The sequence below is a fragment of the Mycobacterium sp. NGS27 genome (assembly GCF_059813005.1).
Genome location: NZ_JCALDT010000005.1, coordinates 383,668 through 405,246 on the forward strand (window position 1 = coordinate 383,668; position 21,579 = coordinate 405,246).

A 21,579-nucleotide genomic window follows, 5' to 3' on the forward strand; every position below is an offset into this window, starting at 1 on the left:
AAGTGAGCATTCCCCAGTCCGACGCGGCACTGGCCGCCGTCCCCGACCGGTTCGATCCGTCCGCAGGGGGACCAGGCGCATACGACACCCCGCTGGGCATCACCAACCCGCCCATCGACGAGCTGCTGGACCGCGTTTCGAGCAAGTACGCCCTGGTGATCTACGCCGCCAAGCGGGCCCGTCAGATCAACGACTACTACAACCAGCTCGGTGAGGGCATCCTCGAATACGTCGGTCCGCTGGTCGAGCCGGGGCTGCAGGAAAAGCCGCTGTCGATCGCGATGCGCGAGATCCACGGCGACCTGCTCGAGCACACCGAGGGCGAGTAACCGGGCCGGGCCGGGCGACGCGCTGTGGACAGCCGCAAGCGGATCATCGTCGGCGTCTCGGGCGGCATCGCCGCCTATAAGGCGTGCACCGTCGTCCGCCAGCTCGCCGAGGCCGGTCATTCCGTTCGCGTCATCCCGACCGAGTCCGCGCTGCGCTTTGTCGGGGCCGCCACGTTCGAGGCGCTGTCCGGCCAGCCGGTGCACACCGGCGTCTTCAACGACGTGCCCGAGGTTCCGCACGTCCAGCTCGGCAAGCAGGCCGATCTGGTCGTGGTGGCGCCTGCCACCGCGGACCTGCTGGCCCGGGCGGTGCACGGCCGGGCCGACGATCTGCTGACCGCCACCCTGCTCACGGCGCGATGTCCGGTGCTGTTCGCGCCGGCGATGCACACCGAGATGTGGCTGCACCCCGCCACCGTGGACAACGTGGCCACGTTGCGCCGCAGGGGAGCGGTGGTGCTCGAACCCGCCGCCGGGCGGCTCACGGGGACGGACAGCGGGTCGGGCCGGCTGCCCGAGGCCGAGGAGATCACCACCCTGGCTCACCTGTTGCTGGAGCGCCAGGACGCGCTGCCCTACGACCTCGCCGGCTGCAAGATGCTGGTGACGGCCGGCGGCACCCGCGAACCGGTCGATCCGGTGCGCTTCATCGGCAACCGCAGCTCCGGCAAGCAGGGCTATGCCGTGGCGCGGGTGGCGGCCCAGCGGGGCGCTGAGGTCACTCTGATCGCCGGGCATACCGCCGGGCTGATCGATCCCGCGGGTGTCGAGGTGGTCCACGTCAGCTCAGCCGAGCAACTGGGCGACGCCGTGGCCAAGCACGCGGCCGAGGTGGACGTGCTCGTGATGGCCGCCGCGGTCGCCGACTTCCGGCCGGCCCGGGTTGCGGCCGCCAAGATCAAAAAGGGCCCGCAGGATCAGGATCAGCCGCCCACGATCGAGTTGGTCCGCAACGACGACGTGCTGGCCGGCGCCGTGCGGGCACGCGCCAACGGTGAGCTGCCCAACATGCGCGCCATCGTGGGGTTCGCCGCCGAGACCGGCGACGCCAACGGGGACGTGCTGTTTCACGCCCGGACGAAGCTGCGCAACAAGGGTTGTGATCTGTTGGTCGTCAACGCGGTCGGCGACGGTAGGGCCTTCGAGGTGGACAGCAACGACGGCTGGTTGCTGGCGGCCGACGGTACCGAGTCGGCGCTGCAACACGGCTCCAAGACGTTGATGGCCAGTCGTATCGTTGATGCGATCGCCGCGTTTCTGCACGGGGACAGCGGGTAGAGCGGTCGAGTTCTTCTCGGCACCGGACCAGGTGCTGGCGGGCCGACGCCAGTCGATATAATTCGGCTAACTAACTATTTGGAAGGATCGGCATTGTGAGCGAAAAGGGTCGCCTGTTTACCAGTGAGTCGGTGACTGAGGGACACCCCGACAAGATCTGTGACGCGATCAGCGACTCCGTCCTCGACGCCCTGCTGGCGGCGGACCCGAGCTCACGTGTCGCGGTCGAGACGCTGGTCACCACCGGACAGGTGCACGTGGTGGGCGAGGTGACGACGACGGCCAAGGAGGCGTTCGCCGACATCACCAACACGGTTCGCGCGCGCATCCTCGACATCGGCTATGACTCGTCGGACAAGGGCTTCGACGGGGCCACCTGCGGCGTGAACATCGGTATCGGCGCGCAGTCGCCCGACATCGCCCAGGGCGTCGACACCGCCCACGAGGCCCGGGTCGAGGGCGCCGCTGACCCGCTGGACGCCCAGGGCGCCGGCGACCAGGGCCTGATGTTCGGCTACGCCATCAACGACACCCCCGAGCGGATGCCGCTGCCGATCGCGCTGGCCCACCGGTTGTCGCGCAAACTCACCGAGGTCCGCAAGAACGGCACGCTGCCTTACCTGCGGCCCGACGGCAAAACACAGGTCACGATCGAGTACGAGGACGATGTCCCGGTCCGGCTGGACACCGTGGTCGTGTCCACCCAACACGCCGACGGCATCGACCTGGAGAAGACGCTGGACCCCGACATCCGCCAGCATGTGCTCAAGACCGTGCTGGACGAGCTGGCGCACGACACCCTGGACTCGTCGGCGACACGGGTGCTGGTCAACCCGACCGGCAAGTTCGTCCTCGGCGGGCCGATGGGCGACGCGGGCCTGACCGGCCGCAAGATCATCGTCGACACTTACGGCGGCTGGGCCCGCCACGGCGGCGGCGCCTTCTCCGGTAAGGATCCGTCCAAGGTGGACCGGTCGGCGGCCTACGCGATGCGCTGGGTGGCCAAGAACATCGTCGCCGCCGGCCTGGCGGAGCGAGTCGAGGTGCAGGTGGCCTACGCCATCGGCAAGGCCGCCCCGGTCGGGCTGTTCATCGAGACGTTCGGCACCGCGACCGTCGACCCGGTCAAGATCGAGAAGATCGTTCCCGAGGTGTTCGACCTGCGGCCGGGCGCGATCATCCGCGACCTGGACCTGCTGCGCCCCATCTACGCGCAGACCGCCGCGTACGGGCACTTCGGCCGCACCGACGTCGAACTGCCCTGGGAGCAGCTGAACAAGGTCGACGACCTCAAGCGCGCGATCTAGGGCCGGTCAGCCGGTGAATCGGTAGTCGTCCAGGTCGAACCGCCGGCTGCGCCAGTAGACCTCCGGGGTGGTGCCCGGGCGCAGTGGCACGTCACCGTTCTTGTCGAAGTAGTAGCTGTTGGCCAGCTTGCAGCTGTCCTGCCAGAAGATCTGCTTGGGCCGTCGGCGCATCATCTCGGCGAAGTAGCGGTCGTTGGCTTCCTGGCTGACCTCGACGCGGGTCGCGCCGACACGCTTGGCCCGCTTGAGGCAGCGCACGATGTGATGCGTCTGCGCCTCGATGAGCGCGAAATACGACGAGCCGACGTAACCGTACGGGCCGAACACGGTGAACAGGTTGGGGAAGCCGGGCACGGTGACGCCCTCGTAGGCCTGCAGCCGGTGCTCGTCCCAGAAGCGGCTCAACGACTTTCCGCCGCTTCCGGTCACCGCGAACGTGGGCACGTTGTCGGGGTCCATCACCTTGAAGCCGGTCGCCAGGATCAGGACGTCGATCTCGTGGTTCTCGCCGTCGGTCGTGGCGACCGCGTCGGGCGTGATCTTGTCGATCGGTTCGGTGACCAGTCGCACGTTGTCGCGGTTGAACGTGGCCAGGTAGCCGTTGTGGAAGCCGGGGCGTTTGCAGCCGACGGCATACTTCGGCGTGAGCTGCTCGCGCACGGCCGGATCCCGAACCTGTTGCCGCAGATAGGATTTGCCCAGTGCCGCCATCCTCTTGGCCAGCGGGATGACGGTGAAGTAGTGCGCCGAGATGGGGAAGGTGAGCTCCACGTAGGCCTGGCTGAGCAGGCGCTGCACGAACTTGCCGCCCGGGATTCGCATCGCCCACCGCGCAGGCGTGGGCAGCGGGACATCGAACTTCGGGAAACACCAGATCGGCGTGCGCTGAAATACAGTGAGCGACGAGACGATTGGCGCGATCTCGGGGATCACCTGCACGGCCGAGGCGCCGGTGCCTATCACGGCGACGCGTTTGCCGGTCAAATCCTGATTGTGGTCCCACCGCGCGGTGTGCATGGTGGTGCCGGCGAACGAGTCCACGCCGTCGATGTCGGGCAGGTTGGGCACCGTCAGCACGCCGCACGCGCTGATCACGAACCGCGCCGTGATTTCGCCCGAAGGGTCGGTCTGTACCCGCCACAGCCGGCGCTCGTCGTCGAACTCGGCGGCCTGCACCTTGGTGTTGAAGCGGATCCGCGATCGGATGCGGTATTTGTCGGCGCAGTGTTCGGCGTAGGCCTTGAGCTCTCGGCCCGGCGCGTAGGTGCGCGACCAGTGTCGGCTCTGCTCGAAGGAGAACTGGTAGGAAAACGACGGAATGTCCACGGCGATACCGGGATACGTGTTCCAGTGCCAGGTACCGCCGACCCCGTCGCCGGCTTCGATCACCAGATAGTCGGACAGCCCGGCCCTGTCGAGGCTGATGGCCGCGCCGATGCCGGAGAATCCGGCGCCGATGATCAGCGTGTCGTAGTCGGGGATTTCGTCGTCGGTGGGGACCATCGTTGCCTGCCTAGGTGTGCAGCGCCTTGTGGAGCGCCGCCAGGCCACGCTCGGCGGCCTCGGCGGCGGCGGGTATCGCCAGCGCGAAACTGACGAACCCGTGCACCAGGGTGGGCTCGTTGCTCAGCTCGACCGGCACGCCCGCGGCCTCGAGGAGCTCGGCGTAACGCGTCCCCTCATCGCGCAGCGGATCGTGTTCGGCGGTGGCGATGTAGGCGGGCGCCAGCCCGGACAGGTCCGCGGCGTTCGCCGGAGCCATGGTGGTGGGCAGCGCCTTCGGGTCGGTGATATCGAGGCCGGGCACATACCAGGCCAGGAACGCGTCGATGACTTCACGGTTCAGGATCGGCGCATCCGCGTTGTCGGTATACGACGGCAGCGACAGGTCCGCGATGACCGTCGGGTACCACAGCAGTTGGAAGCGCAGCTCGGGTCCGGCGTTGTCGGCGTTGTCGCGGGCCAACAGCGCCGTCACCGCGGCGAGGTTGCCGCCCGCCGAGTCGCCGGCCACGGCGATGTTGGCCGGGTCGCCGCCGAGCTCGGCCGCGTTCTCGGCGACCCACTGCAGGGCCGCCCAGCAGTCGTCCAGGCCCGCCGGGAACGGATGCTCGGGGGCCAGCCGGTAGCCGACGGACACCACGATTGCCTCGGCGCCCACGGCGTGCGCGCGGGCGACCGGGTCGTGGGTGTCCAGGTCGCCGAGGCAGAACCCGCCGCCGTGATAGAAGACGACCACGGGCAACGGCGTCACCTCGCTGTCGGGCCAGTAGATGCGCACCGGGATGTCGCTGCGGTCGCCGTGCGAGACCGTGCGGTCCTCGATCCGCAGGTCCGGCAGCATTTCCGCGGGCACCTTGAGCAGCCGCAGCCGCTTGCGGGCAACCTCGACGCCGTCGGCCTCGCGGAAGGTCATCGGATAGGCGTCGAGCAGCGCCTTGAAGGTGGGATCGATACCGGGGCGGGCGGGGGTCGGCTCGCTCATGCGTTCACCGTACGCCGCGGGGTCACCCGTGCAGCCCGGCGCGCAGCGCGGTCAGCCCGCCCTCGAGCGCCGCGGTGGCGGCGGGCACCACGCCGGCATAGCCCAGGTAGCCGTGCACCAGCGTCTCGGCGTTGTGCACCTCGGCGGCGACGCCGGCGGCGGTCAGCAACCCGGCGTACCGGATGCCGTCGTCGCGCAGGGGGTCGTACCCGGCGACGGCGATGTAGGCCGGCGCCAGATCGCTGAGGTCACGCGCGCGCCCCGGCGCCATGTCCGACGGCGGATCGGACATGGCGACTTCGCCCGCGTACCAACGGGAGAACGCCGCGACGGCGTCGGTGTCGAGGATCGGCGCGGTGGCGTTTTCGGTGAACGACGGCAGCGACGCGTCCCACATGGTCGACGGATACCACAGCAGCTGAAACACGATCGAAGGAGCGTCGTCGTCGCGCGCCCGCTGCGCCACCGCGGCGGCGATCGTGCCGCCGGCCGAATCCCCGGCCACCGCGATCCGGCTCGGATCGGCGTGCAGTTCGGCCGCATTCTCGGCGACCCAAAGCGTTGCGGCCCAAGCGTCTTCGACGGCGGCGGGGTAGGGGTGCTCGGGGGCGAGCCGGTAATCGACAGCTACCACGATCGCGTCGGCGCCCACCGCGTGCTGGCGCGCCGTGCCGTCATGGGTTTCGAGGTCGCCGATGACGAAACCGCCGCCGTGAAAAAACAGCACGACCGGGGCGGCGGCGCCCTGTCGATCATCGTCGGGATAGCTTGGCGGCCAATAGATCCGGAGCCCGATAGAGCCGACGGGGCCGCGAATCGTGCGGTTCTGGACCCGCAACTCGGGATGCAGCGGCCGGCGCGGCAGGTCGCGGAACCGCTGACGTGCCGCGCGGATTCCGTCCTCAGTGGATAGCCGGAAGGGAACCGCATCCAGTACCTTCTGCAGGATGGGGTCGATAGCGGGTTTCTCCTCGGCTGTGTTATCCAAGCTGGGCATGGACGTACCGTACGCACCCCGCCTGGTGGCCGGCGCCTGGGTGGTGGCCGGCTGGGTGGCCCTCGGCTACGGCATCTACCTGACCGTGCTGGCGCTGCGCTCGCCGCCGGGTATCGAGCTGACCGGTCACTGGGTGTTTCAGCCGGCGTTCAAGGCCTCGATGGCGCTGCTGCTCACGCTGGCCGCGGCGGGCCACGCCAAGGTCCGCGAGCGGCGGTGGTTGATGCTGGCGCTGCTGGGGTCGGCCGTCGGCGACTGGGTGCTGGCGATCCCGTGGTGGCCGCTGTCGTTCGAGGTGGGGCTTGGGGCATTCCTGTTGGCGCACTTGTGTTTCATCGCCGCCCTGCTGCCGCTGGTTCCGGAGTTCTCCGGGGCTTCGGAGGATGACCGCCCGTCGACGATGCGCATCGTCGCGGCGGTCCTGATGTGCGCGGCGTCGATCGCGATGCTGGGCTGGTTCTGGCCCCACCTGGGCGCGGAAAAGCTGACGCTGCCGGTGACGCTCTACATCGTGGTGCTGACCGCGATGGTGTGCGCGGCCCTGCTGGCGAAGCTGCCGACGATCTGGACGGCGGTGGGGGCGCTGTGTTTTGCGGCCTCGGACTCGATGATCGCCATCGGCCGCTTCATCCTCGGCAACGAGGCCCTCGCGGTGCCGATCTGGTGGTCCTACGCGGCGGCCCAGATCCTGATCACGGCCGGCTTCTTCTTCGGCCGCGAGGTTCCCGCGCAGGCCGCCGGGGACGCCCCGGCGCCCGTCGAGAGCTGATTGTCGCCGGTGTCCGGTACGCTGCGGACTCCGACGGTAAACCATTGGATGACAACATGATTCGCGGTCCGGAGACGCGGTGAGTCCGAGCGCGCGCACGCCCGTCGAGGTGGAGCCCATCGCCCGGGTGCTGCCGATGCTGTCGGTGCCCCACCTCGACCGCGACTTCGACTATCTGGTGTCGGCCGAACAGTCCGACGACGCCCAGCCCGGGGTGCGGGTGCGGGTGCGTTTCCACGGACGGCTGGTCGACGGGTTCGTGCTGGAGCGCCGCAACGACACCGATCACCCCGGGAAATTGGGCTGGCTGGATCGCGTCGTGTCGGCCGAACCGGTGCTCACCCCGGAAATCCGCCGGCTGGTCGACGCGGTGGCCGCGCACTACGCCGGCACCCGCCCGGACGTGTTGCGTCTGGCGGTGCCGGCCCGGCACGCCAGGGTGGAGCGGGAACCCTCGGTCGGTCCCGAGGCCGCGGCCCCGGGGCCCGTCGATCCGTCGGGCTGGGAAGGTTACGGCCGGGGCGCTCAGTTCCTGGCCGCCCTGGCCGAATCGCGGGCCGCCCGAGCCGTGTGGCAGGCGCTTCCCGGCGAGTCGTGGGCGGACCGGTTCACCGAGGCCGCCGCGCAAACGGTGCGGACCGGCCGCTCGGCGCTGGCGATCGTTCCCGACCAGCGCGACCTGGACGCGCTGTGGCAAGCCGCGACGACGCGGATCGACGAGGGCAGCGTGGTGGCCCTGTCGGCCGGCCTGGGGCCGGCCGCCCGGTACCGGCGGTGGCTGGCGGCGCTGCGCGGCTCCGCGCGGTTGGTGATCGGCACCCGCAGCGCCGTGTTCGCACCGCTGAGCGACCTGGGGCTGGTCATGGTGTGGGCCGACGCCGACGACAGCCTGGCCGAGCCGCGCGCGCCGTATCCGCATGCCCGCGAGGTGGCCATGCTGCGCGCGCATCAGGCCCGGTGTGCGGCGCTGATCGGCGGCTACGCGCGCACGGCCGAAGCCCACGCGCTGGTGCGCAGCGGCTGGGCGCACGACATCGTGGCCGCGCGGCCCGTCGTGCGCGCCCGCACGCCGCGAGTGATCGCCCTGGACGACACCGGCTACGCCGACGAGCGCGACCCGGCGGCGCGCACGGCCCGCGTCCCGTCCATCGCGCTGCGCGCCGCCCGCTCGGCGCTGCAGGCCGGGGCCCCGGTGCTGGTGCAGGTGCCCCGGCGCGGGTACATCCCCGCGCTGGCCTGCGCGCGGTGCCGCACGATCGCCCGGTGCCGGCACTGCACGGGCCCGCTGTCGTTGCAGGAGGGCGGGGCCGCCTTACTGTGCCGCTGGTGCGGCCGCGTCGACCCGGCCCGACGGTGCGCGCGCTGCGGGTCGGACGCCGTGCGCGCGGTCGTCGTCGGCGCGCGCCGCACCGCCGAGGAACTCGGCCGCGCGTTCCCGGACACGGCAGTGATCACGTCGTCGGGCGACGGCGTGGTGCCCGAGGTCGCGGCCGGTCCGGCCCTGGTGGTGGCCACCCCTGGTGCCGAACCGCAGGCGCGCGGCGGTTACGGGGCGGCGCTGCTGTTGGACACCTGGGCGCTGCTGGGCCGCCAAGACCTGCGCGCGGCCGAGGATGCGTTGTGGCGCTGGATGAGCGCCGCCGCGTTGGTGCGGGCCCGTGGCGACGGCGGCGTGGTGGCGATCGTCGCCGAATCGTCTCTGCCCACAGTGCAATCGCTGATCCGTTGGGATCCCGTGGGTCATGCGGAGGCCGAGGTGACCGCGCGGGCCGAGGTCGGTCTGCCGCCCAGCGTGCACATGGCGGCCGTCGACGGGACCGCCGGCGCCGTGGCGGCGCTGCTCGACGAGGTCCGGTTGTCCGATCAGGATTCCCTCGACGCGGATTTGCTTGGACCGGTGGACCTTCCGGCCGGCGTGCGCCGCCCGGCCGGAACGCCGGCCGGCGCTCCGGTGACGCGAATGCTGGTGCGCGTGCCCCGTCAGCAGGGCCTGGCGCTCGCGGCGGCGCTGCGGCGCGGCATCAGCGTGCTCAGCACACGGCAAACGCATGAGCCGGCCCGGGTGCAGATCGACCCGCTGCACATCGGCTAAACCTTCACCAATCATTACCCTAGGCGACAATATACGCATGCAATAATCTCTTTTTACGACATTAGAGTGTTGCTACACTTTCTAATCCTTAGCCGCCGAAAGGCCGGAAACCATCCGGGGAGGGCGTTATGGCAGCGGATCACACCGCGGTTGACGAATCGTTGGACGTCATCACCGATGCGCTACTGACGGCCTCCCGTTTGCTGATGGCCATCTCGGCCCGCTCCGTCGGGCAGGTCGACGAGACCATCACCATCGCGCAGTTCCGGACGCTGGTGATCCTGTCCAATCGCGGCCCCGTCAACCTGGCCACCCTGGCCGGTCTGCTGGGTGTGCAGCCGTCGGCCACCGGCCGGATGGTGGACCGGTTGGTCGCCGCCGGGCTGATCGACCGCCTGCCGCACCCGACCTCCCGGCGCGAGCTGCTCGCCGCGCTCACCACGCGCGGCCGCGACGTCGTCCACCAGGTCACCGCGCACCGGCGCGCCGAGATCGCGGCTATCGTCGCGAAGATGCCGCCCCCCGAGCGGCACGGGCTGGTGCGGGCCCTGACGGCCTTCACCGCCGCCGGCGGCGAGCCTGACGTCCACCTGGACGCCGAGGTCGACCTGTAGCGGCTACTCGGTCCGCTTTCGGCCGGTCACCAGCAGGTACTCCCAGCCCATGACGCCGTCGGTGAGGTGGTCCTGCGCGAGTTCGACGAGTTGGGCGTCCAGCTCGGCCGTCAGCACCCGGTTGTGACCGATGTTCGCGTACGCCTCGATCGTCGGGCCGTAGTGCTGCTTGAAGTAGGCATGCACGGCCTCGGCGCTGTCGAACCGGTTGACGGCCAACATGCCTCGCGCCGTGGTGATCTCGCCGATCTCGTCGCCGAGCAGCGCGGTGACGTAGCCCGGGCGGCCCCAGAGCGCCGCAGGCGGCACGGGGTGCGACAGGCTCGGCCGGTAGGGCCGAATGGTGGCCAGCATCCGGCCGAAGAACCCTTCGGGAGTCCAGCTGATCACGCCGATCGTGCCGCCCGGCCGGCAAACCCGGACCAGTTCGGCGGCAGCGCGGGGCTGGTCGGGGGCGAACTGCACGCCGATCGCGGACACGACGACGTCGAACTCGCCGTCACCGAACGGCAGCGCGTGTGCGTTGCCCTCCCGGTAGTCGATCGTCAAGCCCCGCGACTTCGCCCTGGCCTGCGACCGGCGCAGCAGCTCCGGGGTGAGGTCCGTGGAAACCACGGCGGCGCCGGTCGCCGCCGCCGGCAGCGAGATGTTGCCGGAGCCGGCGGCGACATCGAGGACCCGCAGGCCCGGACGGATGCCGGTGGCTTCGACCAGGGCGGGACCGAGGGGAGCCATCACCTCCTCGGCCATCAGCGCGTAGTCGCCCAGGGCCCATACCGTGCGATGCGTGGCGGCTACTGATGCTTCGTTGATCGGAGCGTCGAGGGTCATGCAGACCTCCTTAAGGGGGGTGGCGTCTGGACCTCGTTGTCGACGTGAGTTCGCGGTAGGTTCTGACCCGCGCAGTTAATGGCTACCAGAAATAATAGCCATAAGAAACAGTGTACTCACGCATATTCGGGGGTTTGGGCGGGTCCGGCTTGCGCATGCCGCTTCCTAGACTGGGTCGGTGCGTCTCGTCTTCGCCGGAACTCCCGAACCCGCGCTACCCGCGCTGCGGCGTCTCATCGACTCACCGCGGCACGAGGTGATCGCGGTGCTGACCCGGCCCGACGCCGCGGCCGGACGGCGCGGTAAGCCGGAGCCGTCACCGGTGGCCCGCGAGGCACTCGACCGCGGCATTCCGGTGCTGCGGCCATCGCGGCCCAACTCGGACGAATTCGTCGGGGAGCTGTCGCGGCTGGCGCCCGACTGCTGCGCCGTCGTGGCCTACGGCGCGCTGCTGCGCGACGGCCTGCTGGCGGTGCCGCCGCGGGGCTGGATCAACCTGCACTTCTCGCTGCTGCCCGCCTGGCGCGGCGCCGCCCCGGTGCAAGCGGCCATCGCCGCGGGCGACAGCATCACCGGCGCCTCGACGTTTCAGATCGAGCCGAGCCTGGACTCGGGCCCGATCTACGGCGTCGTGACCGAGACGATCCGGCCGACCGACACCGCCGGGGGACTGCTTGACCGACTGGCTATTTCGGGCGCGGCGCTGTTGTCCACCACGCTGGACGGCATCGCCGACGCGACGCTGACGCCGGTGCCGCAACCCGCCGACGGGGTCAGCCTCGCGCCCAAGGTCACCGTCGAGCAGGCTCGGGTGCGCTGGGACCAGCCTGCGCTGGCCGTCGATCGCCGCATCCGCGCCGTCACGCCCAATCCCGGCGCCTGGACGCTGATCGGCGATCTGCGCATCAAACTGGGGCCGGTGCACGTTTCCCGCGACCCCGCACTGCCCGGGCCCTCAGAACCCTTGCCGCCCGGCGCCATTCATGTCGATCGCAAGAGTGTCTGGATCGGCACGGGTTCCGATCCGGTGCGGCTGGGCCAAATTCAGCCGCCTGGAAAGCGATTCATGAACGCCGTCGACTGGGCGCGCGGGGCTCGGCTCGACCCCGCGATGCGGGCGACGTGAGCACCGGGCGCGACAGAGCGCAGCGCGGCCGGGCGGAACGCACGTCGCCGCAGCGCGACCGCCGGCCTCGGCAACGGGACCGCCGACCATCGCGCCGGCCGCTGGACCCGGCCCGCGCCGCCGCGTTCGACGTGCTCCGGGCGGTCAGCGAACGCGATGCCTACGCGAACCTCGCGCTGCCCGCGCTGCTGCGCGAACGCGACATCACCGGGCGCGACGCGGCGTTCGCCACCGAGCTCACCTACGGCACCTGCCGCACCCGGGGTCTGCTCGACGCCGTCATCGGCGCGGCCGCCGGGCGCCCGCCGCAAGCCATCGACCCGGTGCTGCTCGACCTGCTGCGGCTCGGCGCGTATCAGCTGCTGCGTACCCGGGTCGACGCGCACGCCGCGGTGTCCACCACCGTCGAGCAGGCCGGAATCGAATTCGACTCGGCGCGAGCGGGTTTCGTCAACGGAGTGCTTCGCGCCATTTCCTTGCGCGACGAGCGGTCCTGGGTCGCCGAGCTGGCCCCGAACCCGGCGCAGGATCCGATCGGGCATGCGGCGTTCGTGCATGCCCACCCCCGGTGGATTGCCCAGGCCTTCGCCGATGCGCTGGGCGCCGCCGCCACGGAACTCGACGCGATACTGGCCAGCGACGACGAACGGCCTCAGGTGCATCTGGCCGCCCGCGCAGGCGCACTGACCGCCGCCGAGCTGGCCGACGCGGTTGGCGGGACGGTCGGCCGCTATTCGCCGTACGCGGTGTACCTGACTGGCGGTGATCCCGGGCGGCTGGCGCCGGTGCGCGACGGCATGGCGCTGGTCCAGGACGAGGGCAGCCAGCTGGTGGCCCGGGCGCTTACCCTGGCGCCGGTCGACGGTGACGAGGGCCGGTGGCTGGACCTGTGCGCCGGGCCGGGTGGCAAGACGGCGCTGCTGGCCTCGCTGGGCGTGCAGCACCACCCGGGGTCCGGGTTCCGGCTCACGGCGGTGGAGCCGGCGCCGCGCCGCGCCGATTTGGTGGCCGAGAACACTCGTGGGTTGCCGGTCGACGTGCTGCGCACCGACGGGCGACACACCGGTCTGGAACCGACGTTCGACCGGGTGCTCGTCGACGCGCCCTGCACCGGGCTGGGGGCGCTGCGCCGCCGGCCGGAGGCCCGGTGGCGGCGCCAACCCGCCGATGTGCCCACGCTGACCAAGCTGCAACGCGAGTTGCTGGGCGCCGCGATCGCGCTGACCCGTCCCGGCGGCGTGGTGCTCTACGCGACCTGCTCGCCGCACCTGGCCGAAACCGTCGGCGTGGTCGCCGACGCGCTGCGCCGCCACCCGGTGAGCGCGCTGGACACCCGGCCGATGTTCGAGCCCGTCTCCGACCTGGGCGACGGGCCGCACGTGCAGCTCTGGCCACATCGGCACGGCACCGACGCGATGTTCGCGGCCGCGCTGCGCCGTGAGGCGGGGTAGTGGGGGCGCGCCGGATGTGAAGCGGGCCGCGCGGCTCAGTAGTCTGGCGCTCATGCCTCGCACTACGGAACCGTTGAAGGGGCCTCTGATCGCGCCGTCGATCCTTTCCGCTGACTTTTCCCGGCTCGCCGACGAAGCCACCGCCGTGACCGGCGCGGACTGGTTGCACGTCGATGTGATGGACAACCACTTCGTGCCGAACCTGACCCTCGGGCTGCCGGTGGTGGAGAGCCTGCTGGCCGCCACCACCATTCCGATGGACTGCCATCTGATGATCGAGGACCCCGACCGCTGGGCGCCCCCGTACGCCGAGGCGGGGGCGTACAACGTCACCTTCCACGCCGAGGCCACCCAGAATCCGATCGCGGTGGCCCGCGACATCCGCGCCGCCGGCGCCAAAGCGGGCATCAGCGTCAAGCCGGGGACCCCGCTGGAGCCCTACCTGGAAATCCTGCCGCAATTCGACACCCTGCTGATCATGTCGGTGGAGCCCGGGTTCGGCGGCCAGAGCTTCATCCCCGAGGTGCTGAGCAAGGTGCGCACCGCGCGCAAGCTCATCGAGGCCGGCGAGTTGACGATCCTGGTCGAAATCGACGGCGGCATCAACGCCGACACCATCGAGCAGGCCGCCGAGGCCGGCGTCGACTGCTTCGTCGCCGGGTCGGCCGTCTACGGCGCCGACGACCCGGGGGCCGCGATCGACGCGTTGCGCCGACAGGCCGCCGACGCGTCCCCGCACCTGCGTCGATGACGGTTCCGCCGGGCGACAGCCTTGACGCCGCGATGCGCCTGGCGATCGACCAGTCCAATCACGTCAAGGGGACCACGTATCCGAACCCACCGGTGGGGGCGGTCGTCTTGGACGCCGGTGGCGAGGTGGTCGGTGTCGGCGCCACCGAACCGGCCGGCGGCGATCACGCCGAGATCCTGGCGCTGCGGCGGGCCGGTGAGCTGGCGGCCGGCGGCACCGTCGTGGTCACCCTCGAGCCGTGCAACCACTACGGCAGAACCCCGCCGTGCGTCAACGCCCTGCTGAACGCGAAGGTGGGCACCGTGGTGTACGCCGTCGCCGACCCGAACCCGGAGGCCGCCGGTGGAGCGGCCCGTCTGGAGGAAGCCGGCGTGGCCGTGCACTCCGGCGTGCTGGCCGACGAGGTGACCGGCGGCCCGCTGCGCGAGTGGCTGCACAAGCAACGGACCGGGCTTCCGCACCTGACCTGGAAGTACGCCAGCAGCGTCGATGGCCGCAGCGCGGCCGCGGACGGCTCCAGCCAGTGGATTTCTAGCGAGGCTTCGCGGCTCGACCTGCATCGTCGCCGCGCGGCCGCCGACGCGATCGTGGTGGGGACCGGCACCGTGCTCGCCGACGACCCAGCGTTGACCGCCCGGCTGCCGGACGGCTCACTGGCCGACCGGCAACCGCTGCGAGTCGTCGTCGGGAAGCGTGAAATACCCTCGGAAGCAAAGGTTCTCAACGACGATTCGCGGACCATGCTGATCCGCACGCACGACCCGCTAGAGGTGCTCAAGGCCGTGTCGGACCGCACCGATGTGCTGCTGGAGGGCGGCCCCACCCTGGCCGGCGCCTTCCTGCGGGCCGGGGTGGTCAACCGGATACTGGCTTACGTCGCGCCGACCCTGCTGGGCGGCCCGGTCACCGCGGTCGACGACGTCGGGGTCACCACGATCGCGCGGGCGCTGCGCTGGCAGTTCGACGGCATCGACCGGGTGGGACCCGACGTGGTGCTCAGCCTGGTGCCGCGCAGCGGCTAGCGCTCGCTCAGCGAGACCGCTTGCGGCTCGGCGATTTCCGGCTCTTCGGCGTGCTCTTTGCGTCCACCGAGCAACAGGCCCAACAGCGCGCCCGCGATGCAGATCACGACGGTGGCCAAGAAGATGTCGCCGTACATCTGGGCGAAGGCTTTGAGGTACAGCGTGCCCTGCGCGGCGATGCGCTCCAACAGGGTGGCGTTGGGCGGGATCTCGGCCGTCAGGTTCGCCACGATCTGGTTGAACCGGTAAAGGCCCCACGCGCTGAGCGCGGCAACGCCGATCAGCATCCCGGTCATCCGGGCTACCACCACCGCCGCCGAGGCGATGCCGTGTTGGGCGGATGGCACCACGCGCAGCGCGGCGGAGGTGAGCGGCCCGATCACCAGGCCGAGGCCGATGCCGGCCACCAGCAGGTCGGCGTGCAGCACGGGCACGCTGAACACCCCGAAGATGTTGTGCTTCTGGTTCATCACGTCCTGGCGCCAGAAGTGAATCAGCCAGTACCCGTAGGCGGCGATCAGCAGTCCGACGAAGGTCATGATCCGGTCACCGATCCGGGTGGCGATCCAGCCGCCCAGCACCGCCCCGATCGGCAGGGCGATCAGGAACCACAGCAACAGCCCGGCGGCCTGGGCCTGGTCCTGGCCCAGCACGCCCTGGCCGAACAGCTCCACGTCGACCAGCGTCACCATCAGCGCGGCACCGGCGAACAGTGAGGCGCCCAGCGCGGCCAGGAACGGGCGGAAGTGCACGCCCGCCGGTTCGATCAGCCGGGTGCGCGCGAAGCGTTCCCAGAGCAAAAACAGCACCGCCACCACGACCGCCCCGATGACCAGCGGTAACCCGTAGCTCGGCAGAATCTGCTTGCCGTCCGGCTGCGGGTTGTACAGACCGATCACGGCGAGGCCCAGGGCGGCCGCCAGCAGCACACCACCGACCAGGTCGACCTTTTCGGGCTGCTCGACCCGTTGGTGCGACGGCAGGCTGAACTGGATCATCACCATCGCGATGAGGGTCAGCGGGACGTTGATCCAGAAGACGTAGCGCCAGTCGTGTGTCAGGAAGACGATGAAAATCCCGTACAGGGGGCCCAGCACGCTGCCGAGCTCCTGCGCGGCGCCGATGCCGCCCAGCACACCGGCGCGGTTGCGCTGCGCCCAGAGATCGGCGCCCAGCGCGAGGGTGACCGGCAACAGCGCGCCGCTGGCCACGCCCTGGATGGTGCGGCCACCGACCAGCAGGTGGAAATCGCCCCAGTGACCGGCCAACGCGGTGACTACCGAGCCCACGATGAACAGCGCCAGGCTGACCTGCAACACCAGCTTGCGGCCGAATCGGTCCGAAGCGCGGCCCAACAGCGGCATGGCGGCGATGTAGCCCAGCAGGTACATCGTGATGATCCAGGTGATGCGCTGCAGCTGGTTGATCGGGATGTGAACGTCGGTCATGATGTCGCGCATGATCGTCACGACGACGTAGGCGTCCAGGGCGCCCAGCAGGACCGCGAGGCTGCCCGCGCTGATCGCTACGCGGCGTCCGGTCTGGTGGCCGGGTTGGGCCTCGGTGTCCGCGGTCACTGGCTCACCGGGGGCTTGCTGACCTGAACCGGCTCGCCCCAGTTGGACAGGGTGATCTGGGCGGTGTTGCCCGAGCTCTTCTGCAGATTGGCCTGAACCAGCTGGTGGTCACCGCTCTCTTGGATCCACACCGTGCTGGGTACCGGCTGCGTCGCGTTGAACTGCGGCACGATCTTGTTCACCGCGTCCGCGGAGACGTTTCCGCTGATCCGGACCGTGTTCTGGCCGTTGATGTTGTCGCGGCCCTCGGCCTTGGCGTTGCTGAAGTTCGCCAGCACGTTGCCCAGCCCGGTGTCGGGGTTCAGCAGCACCGAGACGTCGTAGATGTCGGACGCTTTGCCGAAGTCGCTCCACTTGTTCGGGGTGAGGGCGGCATACAGAGTTCCGTCGACCACCACGAAGTTGGCGTCGATGTCGGAACCACCCAAAGTGATCGTCGCGTTGCCCGAGGCGGCGGTGGCAGGCGCGGTGGTGAGGTCACCGGTCAGCGTCTTGAGCGGTAGCCCCTGAATCTTGCCCTGAACGCTGAGCACGAGGTGCGCGCTCTTCACGTTTTTGGTGGCGGCCGCCGACTGCTTGACCAAGGTCGTGGCGTCGGGAAGCGGCGCGCCGCTCTGCTTGGAGCCCGACGAACAGCCGGCGATCAAGGCGGTGGCGAGGGTAAGGGATGCGATGACGGCCGATAGACGGCGGCGGGTCTGCATACTGTGCATCGTAGAGGGTGCCGGTGACTGCTCTGGTGAACGCGGGGGGCCGGTGTCGCCCGGGTCGCGGTCTTTGCCCTGCTCATCAGTCTGCCTGAGGCCCAATTAGCCTAAGAGGATGTTTACCGGCATTGTCGAGGAACTCGGCGAGGTGACTGCTCGTGAGGTCCTTTCCGAGGCGGCGCGGCTGACCATTCGCGGCGCCGTCGTGACGGCCGACGCGGGCCACGGCGATTCGATTGCCGTCAACGGCGTGTGTCTGACCGTCGCCGAGCTGTTGCCCGGTGGTCAGTTCACCGCCGACGTGATGGCCGAATCGCTCAACCGGTCCAACTTGGGCGACTTGCAGGTCGGCAGCCGGGTCAACCTGGAGCGCGCCGCGGCCGTGAACAGCCGGCTGGGCGGCCACATCGTGCAGGGGCACGTCGACGGGACGGGGCGCATCGTGGCCCGGACCCCGTCCGAGCACTGGGAAGTGGTGCGAATCGAGATGCCCGCCGAGGTGGCCCGCTACGTCGTGGAGAAGGGATCGATCACCGTCGACGGGATTTCGTTGACGGTGTCCGGGCTGGGCGGCCAGCCGGGGGACTGGTTCGAAGTCTCGTTGATACCCACCACCCGCGAATTGACCACCTTGGGCCGCGCTGCAGTCGGGACGCCGGTGAACCTCGAAGTCGATGTCATCGCCAAGTACGTCGAGCGGCTGATGCAATCGGACCGCTAGTCGCGACGTCCGGCGCTGCCAACCCACTCGGCTGCGCAACGCCTTCCGTGGACGTCCCGCTGTTCGAGCCGCGGCAATAACGGGGGCGTCCCCGTGGTTCATACTGAATGCAACACGTGGGCTTCTCGTGTGAGCCGTTTCGACAGTGTTCCCGCCGGACAGCGGGAACGGCGAGGTAGCAAAAGATGACGAGGTTGGACTCCGTCGAGAGGGCGGTTGCCGACATTGCGGCCGGCAAGGCCGTCATCGTCATCGACGACGAGGATCGCGAGAACGAGGGCGATCTGATCTTCGCCGCCGAAAAGGCGACGCCGGAGATGGTGGCCTTCATGGTGCGCTACACCTCGGGATACCTGTGTGTGCCGCTGGACGGTGCGATCTGCGACCGGCTGGGTCTGTTGCCGATGTACGCGGTCAACCAGGACAAGCACGGCACCGCCTACACCGTCACGGTCGACGCACGACGCGGCGTGGGCACCGGGATTTCCGCCTCGGACCGGGCAACCACGATGCGCCTCCTGGCCGATCCCGCCAGCGTCGCCGACGACTTCACCCGGCCCGGTCACGTGGTTCCGTTGCGCGCCAAGGACGGTGGCGTCTTGCGCCGCCCCGGTCACACCGAGGCGGCCGTCGACCTCGCCCGGCTGGCCGGACTGCAGCCCGCTGGCGCCATCTGCGAGATCGTCAGCCAAAAGGACGAGGGCGCGATGGCGCAGACCGACGAACTGCGGGTGTTCGCCGACGAACACGACCTCGCGATGATCACCATCGCCGACCTGATCGAGTGGCGACGCAAGCACGAGAAGCACATCGCGCGGATCGCCGAGGCCCGGATTCCGACGCGGCACGGGGAATTTCGCGCCATCGGCTACGCCAGCATCTACGAAGAGGTAGAGCACGTCGCGCTGGTGCGCGGCGACATCGCCGGGCCCAACTCCGAGGGTGACGACGTGCTGGTGCGCGTGCACTCCGAATGCCTGACCGGTGACGTGTTCGGTTCACGCCGCTGCGATTGCGGGCCCCAGCTGGACGCGGCGATGGCGATGGTCGCTCGCGAGGGACGCGGCATCGTGCTGTACATGCGCGGCCACGAGGGCCGCGGCATCGGGCTGATGCACAAGCTGCAGGCCTACCAATTGCAGGATGCCGGTGAAGACACCGTCGACGCCAACCTCAAGCTCGGATTGCCTGCTGATGCAAGGGATTACGGTATCGGTGCGCAGATACTGGTCGACCTCGGGGTGCGCTCGATGCGGCTGCTGACCAACAACCCGGCCAAGCGGGTCGGGCTGGACGGGTACGGCCTGCACATCATCGAGCGCGTGCCGCTACCGGTGCGCGCCAACGCGGAGAACATCCGTTACCTGATGACGAAGCGGGACAAGATGGGCCACGATCTGGCCGGACTGGACGACTTTCACGAATCCGTTCATCTGCCAGGTGAATTCGGCGGTGCTTTGTGAGTGGTGGCGCGGGCGTGCCGGAGATGCCGGCGCTTGACGCCGCTGGTGTGCGGCTCGGCATCGTGGCAAGCACCTGGCACAGCGAGATCTGCGATGCGCTGCTCGACGGCGCACGCAAAGTCGCCGCCGACTCGGGTGTCGACGACCCCACGGTGGTCCGCGTGCTCGGCGCGATCGAAATTCCGGTGGTGGCACAGGAACTCGCCCGCAACCACGATGCCGTCGTCGCGCTGGGCGTCGTGATCCGCGGGCAGACACCACATTTCGAATATGTCTGCGATGCGGTAACCCAGGGACTGACCCGGGTCTCGCTGGACGCCTCGACCCCGGTCGCCAACGGCGTGCTGACCACCGACAACGAGCAGCAGGCGCTGGATCGGGCCGGGCTTCCGGCGTCGGCCGAGGACAAGGGAGCCCAGGCGGCCGGGGCGGCCCTGTCCGCCGCCCTCACCCTGCGTGAGTTGCGCGCTCGGTCGTGACGTCGCCGCCGGACCGCGAGACCTGGGACGCGGTGTTGCGTCCCCACCGCACCCCGTTATTCGCTTACGGGGCGGCGTTCCTCATCGCCGCTGCGCACATCGTGGTGGGCCTGCTGCTCAAGGTGGGCTCCACCGGGGTGGTCTTTCAGACCTCCGATCAGGTGGCGATCGCGGCGCTGGGCCTGGTCATCGCCGGCGTCGTGCTGTTGTTCGCGCGGCCGCGGCTGCGAGTGGGACCGGCCGGTGTTTCTGTGCGAAACCTGTTGGGGGACAAGCTGATCGAATGGCCGGATGTCGCCGGCGTGTCGTTCCCGGTGGGCCACCGGTGGGCGCGGATCGACTTACCCGACGACGAGTACATACCGGTGATGGCCATCCAGGCCGTCGACAAGGGCCGCGCCGTCGCCGCCATGGATACGGTGCGTTCGCTGGTGGTGCGCTATCGACCGGACCTGAAGACGCACTGAGCGCTGTACCATCGGCCGATGGCACTTCAGGCACCGGCGGCCGCGCTCGCCGTCGTCGCCATGCTGGCGCTCAGTGGGTGCAACGTAGTGGTGGGGGGACGGGCGGTCGGGGCGTCCGGTCCGTCGAAGGAAGCGCCGTCTGCGCCCGTGAAACACCCGATGGCCCGGGCGCAAGACCTGCTGCTCCAGACCGGGGACGACACGCCTTTCGGGCCGGCGACCGCGATTCCGTTGGGCGACAACTACTTCACCATGGCCCAGCCCGCGGATTGCGAGGCGGCGGTGCTGTTCGAGAACTCGCCCCTACGGCCGCCCGGCGCGTCCGAGCACGCCGAGTCCGCCTACCAGTTCGCCGGTCCGGCAACCTACGGCGAGTCGGTCGACCTCTACGGCGACCCGCTGGACGTTCAACACGTGGTGGTCGACGGTTTCATCGCCATCGCCCAGTGCCGCCACGAAGCGGTCGGGGTGAGCCGAGACGGACAGTCGGCGTCGATGCACCTCAGCGACGTCGACACCTCCTCGCACGCCGCCGTGGTGTGGACCATGACCCAGCCGGGCTGGATCTGTCACTACGGGCTGGCGGCCCTGCCGCGAGTGGTCCTGTTGCTGTCGGCCTGTGACGACAAGCCCGGGTTCCCCATGGCGGACTGGACGTCGAAACGCCTCGCGCAGATCAGCGGGCGTACCGCCTAGAAACCGGGGCGGGCTACGGCGGGGGAAGCCGCTCAGTACCGAACGCAATCGGTCAACATTTGCCGCAGCACCGGCATGGCCTGCGCGGCCCCTCGACTGTGCTCGATCGCATGCAGCAGGTCCAGCCGCTGGTCGGGCGACGAGGCCAGGTACTGCTGCAAGAACTGCTGATTCGGCGGCGACTGCTCGAGGTACTCAGCGGCGCTGGGATTTTCCGCGTGCACGGCCCGCATCGCCTGGTCGTAACTACAGGTGGCGTTGATCATCGGAGCGTAATCAGGGTCGGCCGATGCGATCCCGGCCCCCGCCGTCGACGCCAGCGCCAGACCACCGATGGTGGCGGCCACGTCGATTAGCCAGCGCTCCACCATCTATCGGACTCCTCGCTCGGGGCCTCATTTTAACGTCGAGCCACAA

General features: G+C 69.8%; 22 protein-coding genes. 15 read left to right on the forward strand and 7 right to left on the reverse strand.

Annotated elements, in window-relative coordinates; all coding sequences use genetic code 11:
- Nucleotides 1-2 precede the first annotated feature (2 nt).
- From rpoZ to metK, 3 genes are all read left to right on the forward strand, one after another.
- A complete protein-coding gene (gene rpoZ, locus AC5Y30_RS16375) occupies nt 3-329 on the forward strand; it encodes a DNA-directed RNA polymerase subunit omega (RefSeq protein WP_007774376.1) in 327 nt (108 codons plus the stop codon).
- Nucleotides 330-353: 24 nt separating this feature from the next.
- The gene (gene coaBC / locus AC5Y30_RS16380) at nt 354-1,607 is read left to right on the forward strand and encodes a bifunctional phosphopantothenoylcysteine decarboxylase/phosphopantothenate--cysteine ligase CoaBC (protein WP_499919696.1); all 1,254 of its coding nucleotides are present in this window, start codon (nt 354-356) and stop codon (nt 1,605-1,607) included.
- Between the two features lie 95 nt (nt 1,608-1,702).
- Nucleotides 1,703-2,914 carry a methionine adenosyltransferase gene (metK, locus tag AC5Y30_RS16385; RefSeq protein WP_499919697.1) on the forward strand — a complete coding sequence of 404 codons (1,212 nt, stop codon included), beginning with the start codon at nt 1,703-1,705 and terminating at the stop codon, nt 2,912-2,914.
- Nucleotides 2,915-2,920: 6 nt separating this feature from the next.
- Here the strand turns inward: metK and AC5Y30_RS16390 are convergent, their stop codons facing one another.
- The 3 genes from AC5Y30_RS16390 to lipI are packed head-to-tail and all read right to left on the reverse strand — an operon-like array spanning nt 2,921 to nt 6,396.
- Nucleotides 2,921-4,417, reverse strand: a complete 1,497-nt coding sequence (locus tag AC5Y30_RS16390; protein WP_499919699.1) for a flavin-containing monooxygenase — start codon at nt 4,415-4,417, stop codon at nt 2,921-2,923.
- A 10-nt stretch (nt 4,418-4,427) separates the two neighbouring features.
- Complete coding sequence (locus tag AC5Y30_RS16395) at nt 4,428-5,399, reverse strand: alpha/beta hydrolase (RefSeq protein ID WP_499919700.1); 972 nt, start codon at nt 5,397-5,399, stop codon at nt 4,428-4,430.
- 22 nt (nt 5,400-5,421) lie between these two features.
- On the reverse strand, nt 5,422-6,396 hold the full coding sequence (gene lipI, locus AC5Y30_RS16400; protein ID WP_499919701.1) for an esterase LipI: 975 nt from the start codon (nt 6,394-6,396) through the stop codon (nt 5,422-5,424).
- On the opposite strand from lipI, the gene AC5Y30_RS16405 reads away from it, so the two are divergent.
- From AC5Y30_RS16405 to AC5Y30_RS16415, 3 genes are all read left to right on the forward strand, one after another.
- On the forward strand, nt 6,395-7,165 hold the full coding sequence (locus AC5Y30_RS16405) for a lysoplasmalogenase (protein WP_499919704.1): 771 nt from the start codon (nt 6,395-6,397) through the stop codon (nt 7,163-7,165). The genes lipI and AC5Y30_RS16405 overlap by 2 nt on opposite strands.
- 79 nt (nt 7,166-7,244) lie before the next feature.
- Nucleotides 7,245-9,257 carry a primosomal protein N' gene (locus tag AC5Y30_RS16410; protein WP_499919707.1) on the forward strand — a complete coding sequence of 671 codons (2,013 nt, stop codon included), beginning with the start codon at nt 7,245-7,247 and terminating at the stop codon, nt 9,255-9,257.
- Between the two features lie 128 nt (nt 9,258-9,385).
- Nucleotides 9,386-9,871: a MarR family winged helix-turn-helix transcriptional regulator gene (locus AC5Y30_RS16415; RefSeq protein ID WP_499919709.1), complete on the forward strand. Its 486-nt coding sequence runs from the start codon at nt 9,386-9,388 to the stop codon at nt 9,869-9,871.
- Nucleotides 9,872-9,874: 3 nt separating this feature from the next.
- Here AC5Y30_RS16415 and AC5Y30_RS16420 read toward each other — a convergent pair whose 3' ends face one another.
- Entirely contained in the window at nt 9,875-10,702 is an 828-nt protein-coding gene (locus AC5Y30_RS16420; protein WP_499919710.1) for a class I SAM-dependent methyltransferase, read from the reverse strand.
- 178 nt (nt 10,703-10,880) lie between these two features.
- Between AC5Y30_RS16420 and fmt the strand changes: the two genes are divergently transcribed.
- From fmt to ribD, 4 genes are all read left to right on the forward strand, one after another.
- Nucleotides 10,881-11,828, forward strand: a complete 948-nt coding sequence (gene fmt, locus AC5Y30_RS16425; protein WP_499919712.1) for a methionyl-tRNA formyltransferase — start codon at nt 10,881-10,883, stop codon at nt 11,826-11,828.
- 101 nt (nt 11,829-11,929) lie between these two features.
- Nucleotides 11,930-13,279: an RsmB/NOP family class I SAM-dependent RNA methyltransferase gene (locus AC5Y30_RS16430; protein ID WP_499919838.1), complete on the forward strand. Its 1,350-nt coding sequence runs from the start codon at nt 11,930-11,932 to the stop codon at nt 13,277-13,279.
- A 52-nt stretch (nt 13,280-13,331) separates the two neighbouring features.
- Entirely contained in the window at nt 13,332-14,030 is a 699-nt protein-coding gene (rpe, locus tag AC5Y30_RS16435; protein WP_499919714.1) for a ribulose-phosphate 3-epimerase, read from the forward strand.
- Complete coding sequence (ribD, locus tag AC5Y30_RS16440) at nt 14,027-15,052, forward strand: bifunctional diaminohydroxyphosphoribosylaminopyrimidine deaminase/5-amino-6-(5-phosphoribosylamino)uracil reductase RibD (RefSeq protein WP_499919716.1); 1,026 nt, start codon at nt 14,027-14,029, stop codon at nt 15,050-15,052. Before rpe ends, ribD begins: the two co-directional genes overlap by 4 nt.
- Here the strand turns inward: ribD and AC5Y30_RS16445 are convergent.
- Nucleotides 15,049-16,629 carry an MFS transporter gene (locus AC5Y30_RS16445; RefSeq protein WP_499919720.1) on the reverse strand — a complete coding sequence of 527 codons (1,581 nt, stop codon included), beginning with the start codon at nt 16,627-16,629 and terminating at the stop codon, nt 15,049-15,051. The genes ribD and AC5Y30_RS16445 overlap by 4 nt on opposite strands.
- The gene (locus AC5Y30_RS16450; RefSeq protein WP_499919723.1) at nt 16,626-17,333 is read right to left on the reverse strand and encodes an LppX_LprAFG lipoprotein; all 708 of its coding nucleotides are present in this window, start codon (nt 17,331-17,333) and stop codon (nt 16,626-16,628) included. Before AC5Y30_RS16450 ends, AC5Y30_RS16445 begins: the two co-directional genes overlap by 4 nt.
- 118 nt (nt 17,334-17,451) lie before the next feature.
- Here AC5Y30_RS16450 and AC5Y30_RS16455 point away from each other — a divergent pair, with 118 nt between their 5' ends.
- The 5 genes from AC5Y30_RS16455 to AC5Y30_RS16475 all read left to right on the forward strand — a co-directional run bounded on the left by AC5Y30_RS16455 (nt 17,452) and on the right by AC5Y30_RS16475 (nt 21,162).
- On the forward strand, nt 17,452-18,057 hold the full coding sequence (locus AC5Y30_RS16455) for a riboflavin synthase (RefSeq protein WP_499919725.1): 606 nt from the start codon (nt 17,452-17,454) through the stop codon (nt 18,055-18,057).
- A gap of 185 nt (nt 18,058-18,242) precedes the next feature.
- Entirely contained in the window at nt 18,243-19,520 is a 1,278-nt protein-coding gene (locus AC5Y30_RS16460) for a bifunctional 3,4-dihydroxy-2-butanone-4-phosphate synthase/GTP cyclohydrolase II (RefSeq protein ID WP_499919727.1), read from the forward strand.
- Nucleotides 19,517-19,999: a 6,7-dimethyl-8-ribityllumazine synthase gene (gene ribH, locus AC5Y30_RS16465; RefSeq protein ID WP_499919728.1), complete on the forward strand. Its 483-nt coding sequence runs from the start codon at nt 19,517-19,519 to the stop codon at nt 19,997-19,999. Before AC5Y30_RS16460 ends, ribH begins: the two co-directional genes overlap by 4 nt.
- Complete coding sequence (locus AC5Y30_RS16470) at nt 19,996-20,466, forward strand: PH domain-containing protein (RefSeq protein ID WP_499919729.1); 471 nt, start codon at nt 19,996-19,998, stop codon at nt 20,464-20,466. The genes ribH and AC5Y30_RS16470 overlap by 4 nt, the downstream gene beginning before the upstream one ends.
- Nucleotides 20,467-20,484: 18 nt before the next feature.
- Nucleotides 20,485-21,162 (forward strand): hypothetical protein, encoded by a 678-nt coding sequence (locus tag AC5Y30_RS16475; protein WP_499919730.1) that lies wholly within the window; start codon nt 20,485-20,487, stop codon nt 21,160-21,162.
- 32 nt (nt 21,163-21,194) lie between these two features.
- Here AC5Y30_RS16475 and AC5Y30_RS16480 read toward each other — a convergent pair whose 3' ends face one another.
- Nucleotides 21,195-21,533, reverse strand: a complete 339-nt coding sequence (locus AC5Y30_RS16480; RefSeq protein ID WP_499919731.1) for a hemophore-related protein — start codon at nt 21,531-21,533, stop codon at nt 21,195-21,197.
- Nucleotides 21,534-21,579: the final 46 nt, after the last annotated feature.

Bases quoted from the DNA above. Each gene is read 5' to 3' on its own strand.
- AC5Y30_RS16390 (WP_499919699.1), bottom strand. From the start codon at position 4,417: ATGGTCCCCACCGACGACGAAATCCCCGACTACGACACGCTGATCATC.
- AC5Y30_RS16395 (WP_499919700.1), bottom strand. From the start codon at position 5,399: ATGAGCGAGCCGACCCCCGCCCGCCCCGGTATCGATCCCACCTTCAAG.
- AC5Y30_RS16405 (WP_499919704.1), top strand. From the start codon at position 6,395: ATGGACGTACCGTACGCACCCCGCCTGGTGGCCGGCGCCTGGGTGGTG.
- lipI (WP_499919701.1), bottom strand. From the start codon at position 6,396: ATGCCCAGCTTGGATAACACAGCCGAGGAGAAACCCGCTATCGACCCC.
- AC5Y30_RS16415 (WP_499919709.1), top strand. From the start codon at position 9,386: ATGGCAGCGGATCACACCGCGGTTGACGAATCGTTGGACGTCATCACC.
- AC5Y30_RS16420 (WP_499919710.1), bottom strand. From the start codon at position 10,702: ATGACCCTCGACGCTCCGATCAACGAAGCATCAGTAGCCGCCACGCAT.
- rpe (WP_499919714.1), top strand. From the start codon at position 13,332: ATGCCTCGCACTACGGAACCGTTGAAGGGGCCTCTGATCGCGCCGTCG.
- ribD (WP_499919716.1), top strand. From the start codon at position 14,027: ATGACGGTTCCGCCGGGCGACAGCCTTGACGCCGCGATGCGCCTGGCG.
- AC5Y30_RS16450 (WP_499919723.1), bottom strand. From the start codon at position 17,333: ATGCAGACCCGCCGCCGTCTATCGGCCGTCATCGCATCCCTTACCCTC.
- AC5Y30_RS16455 (WP_499919725.1), top strand. From the start codon at position 17,452: ATGTTTACCGGCATTGTCGAGGAACTCGGCGAGGTGACTGCTCGTGAG.
- AC5Y30_RS16460 (WP_499919727.1), top strand. From the start codon at position 18,243: ATGACGAGGTTGGACTCCGTCGAGAGGGCGGTTGCCGACATTGCGGCC.
- AC5Y30_RS16475 (WP_499919730.1), top strand. From the start codon at position 20,485: ATGGCACTTCAGGCACCGGCGGCCGCGCTCGCCGTCGTCGCCATGCTG.
- AC5Y30_RS16480 (WP_499919731.1), bottom strand. From the start codon at position 21,533: ATGGTGGAGCGCTGGCTAATCGACGTGGCCGCCACCATCGGTGGTCTG.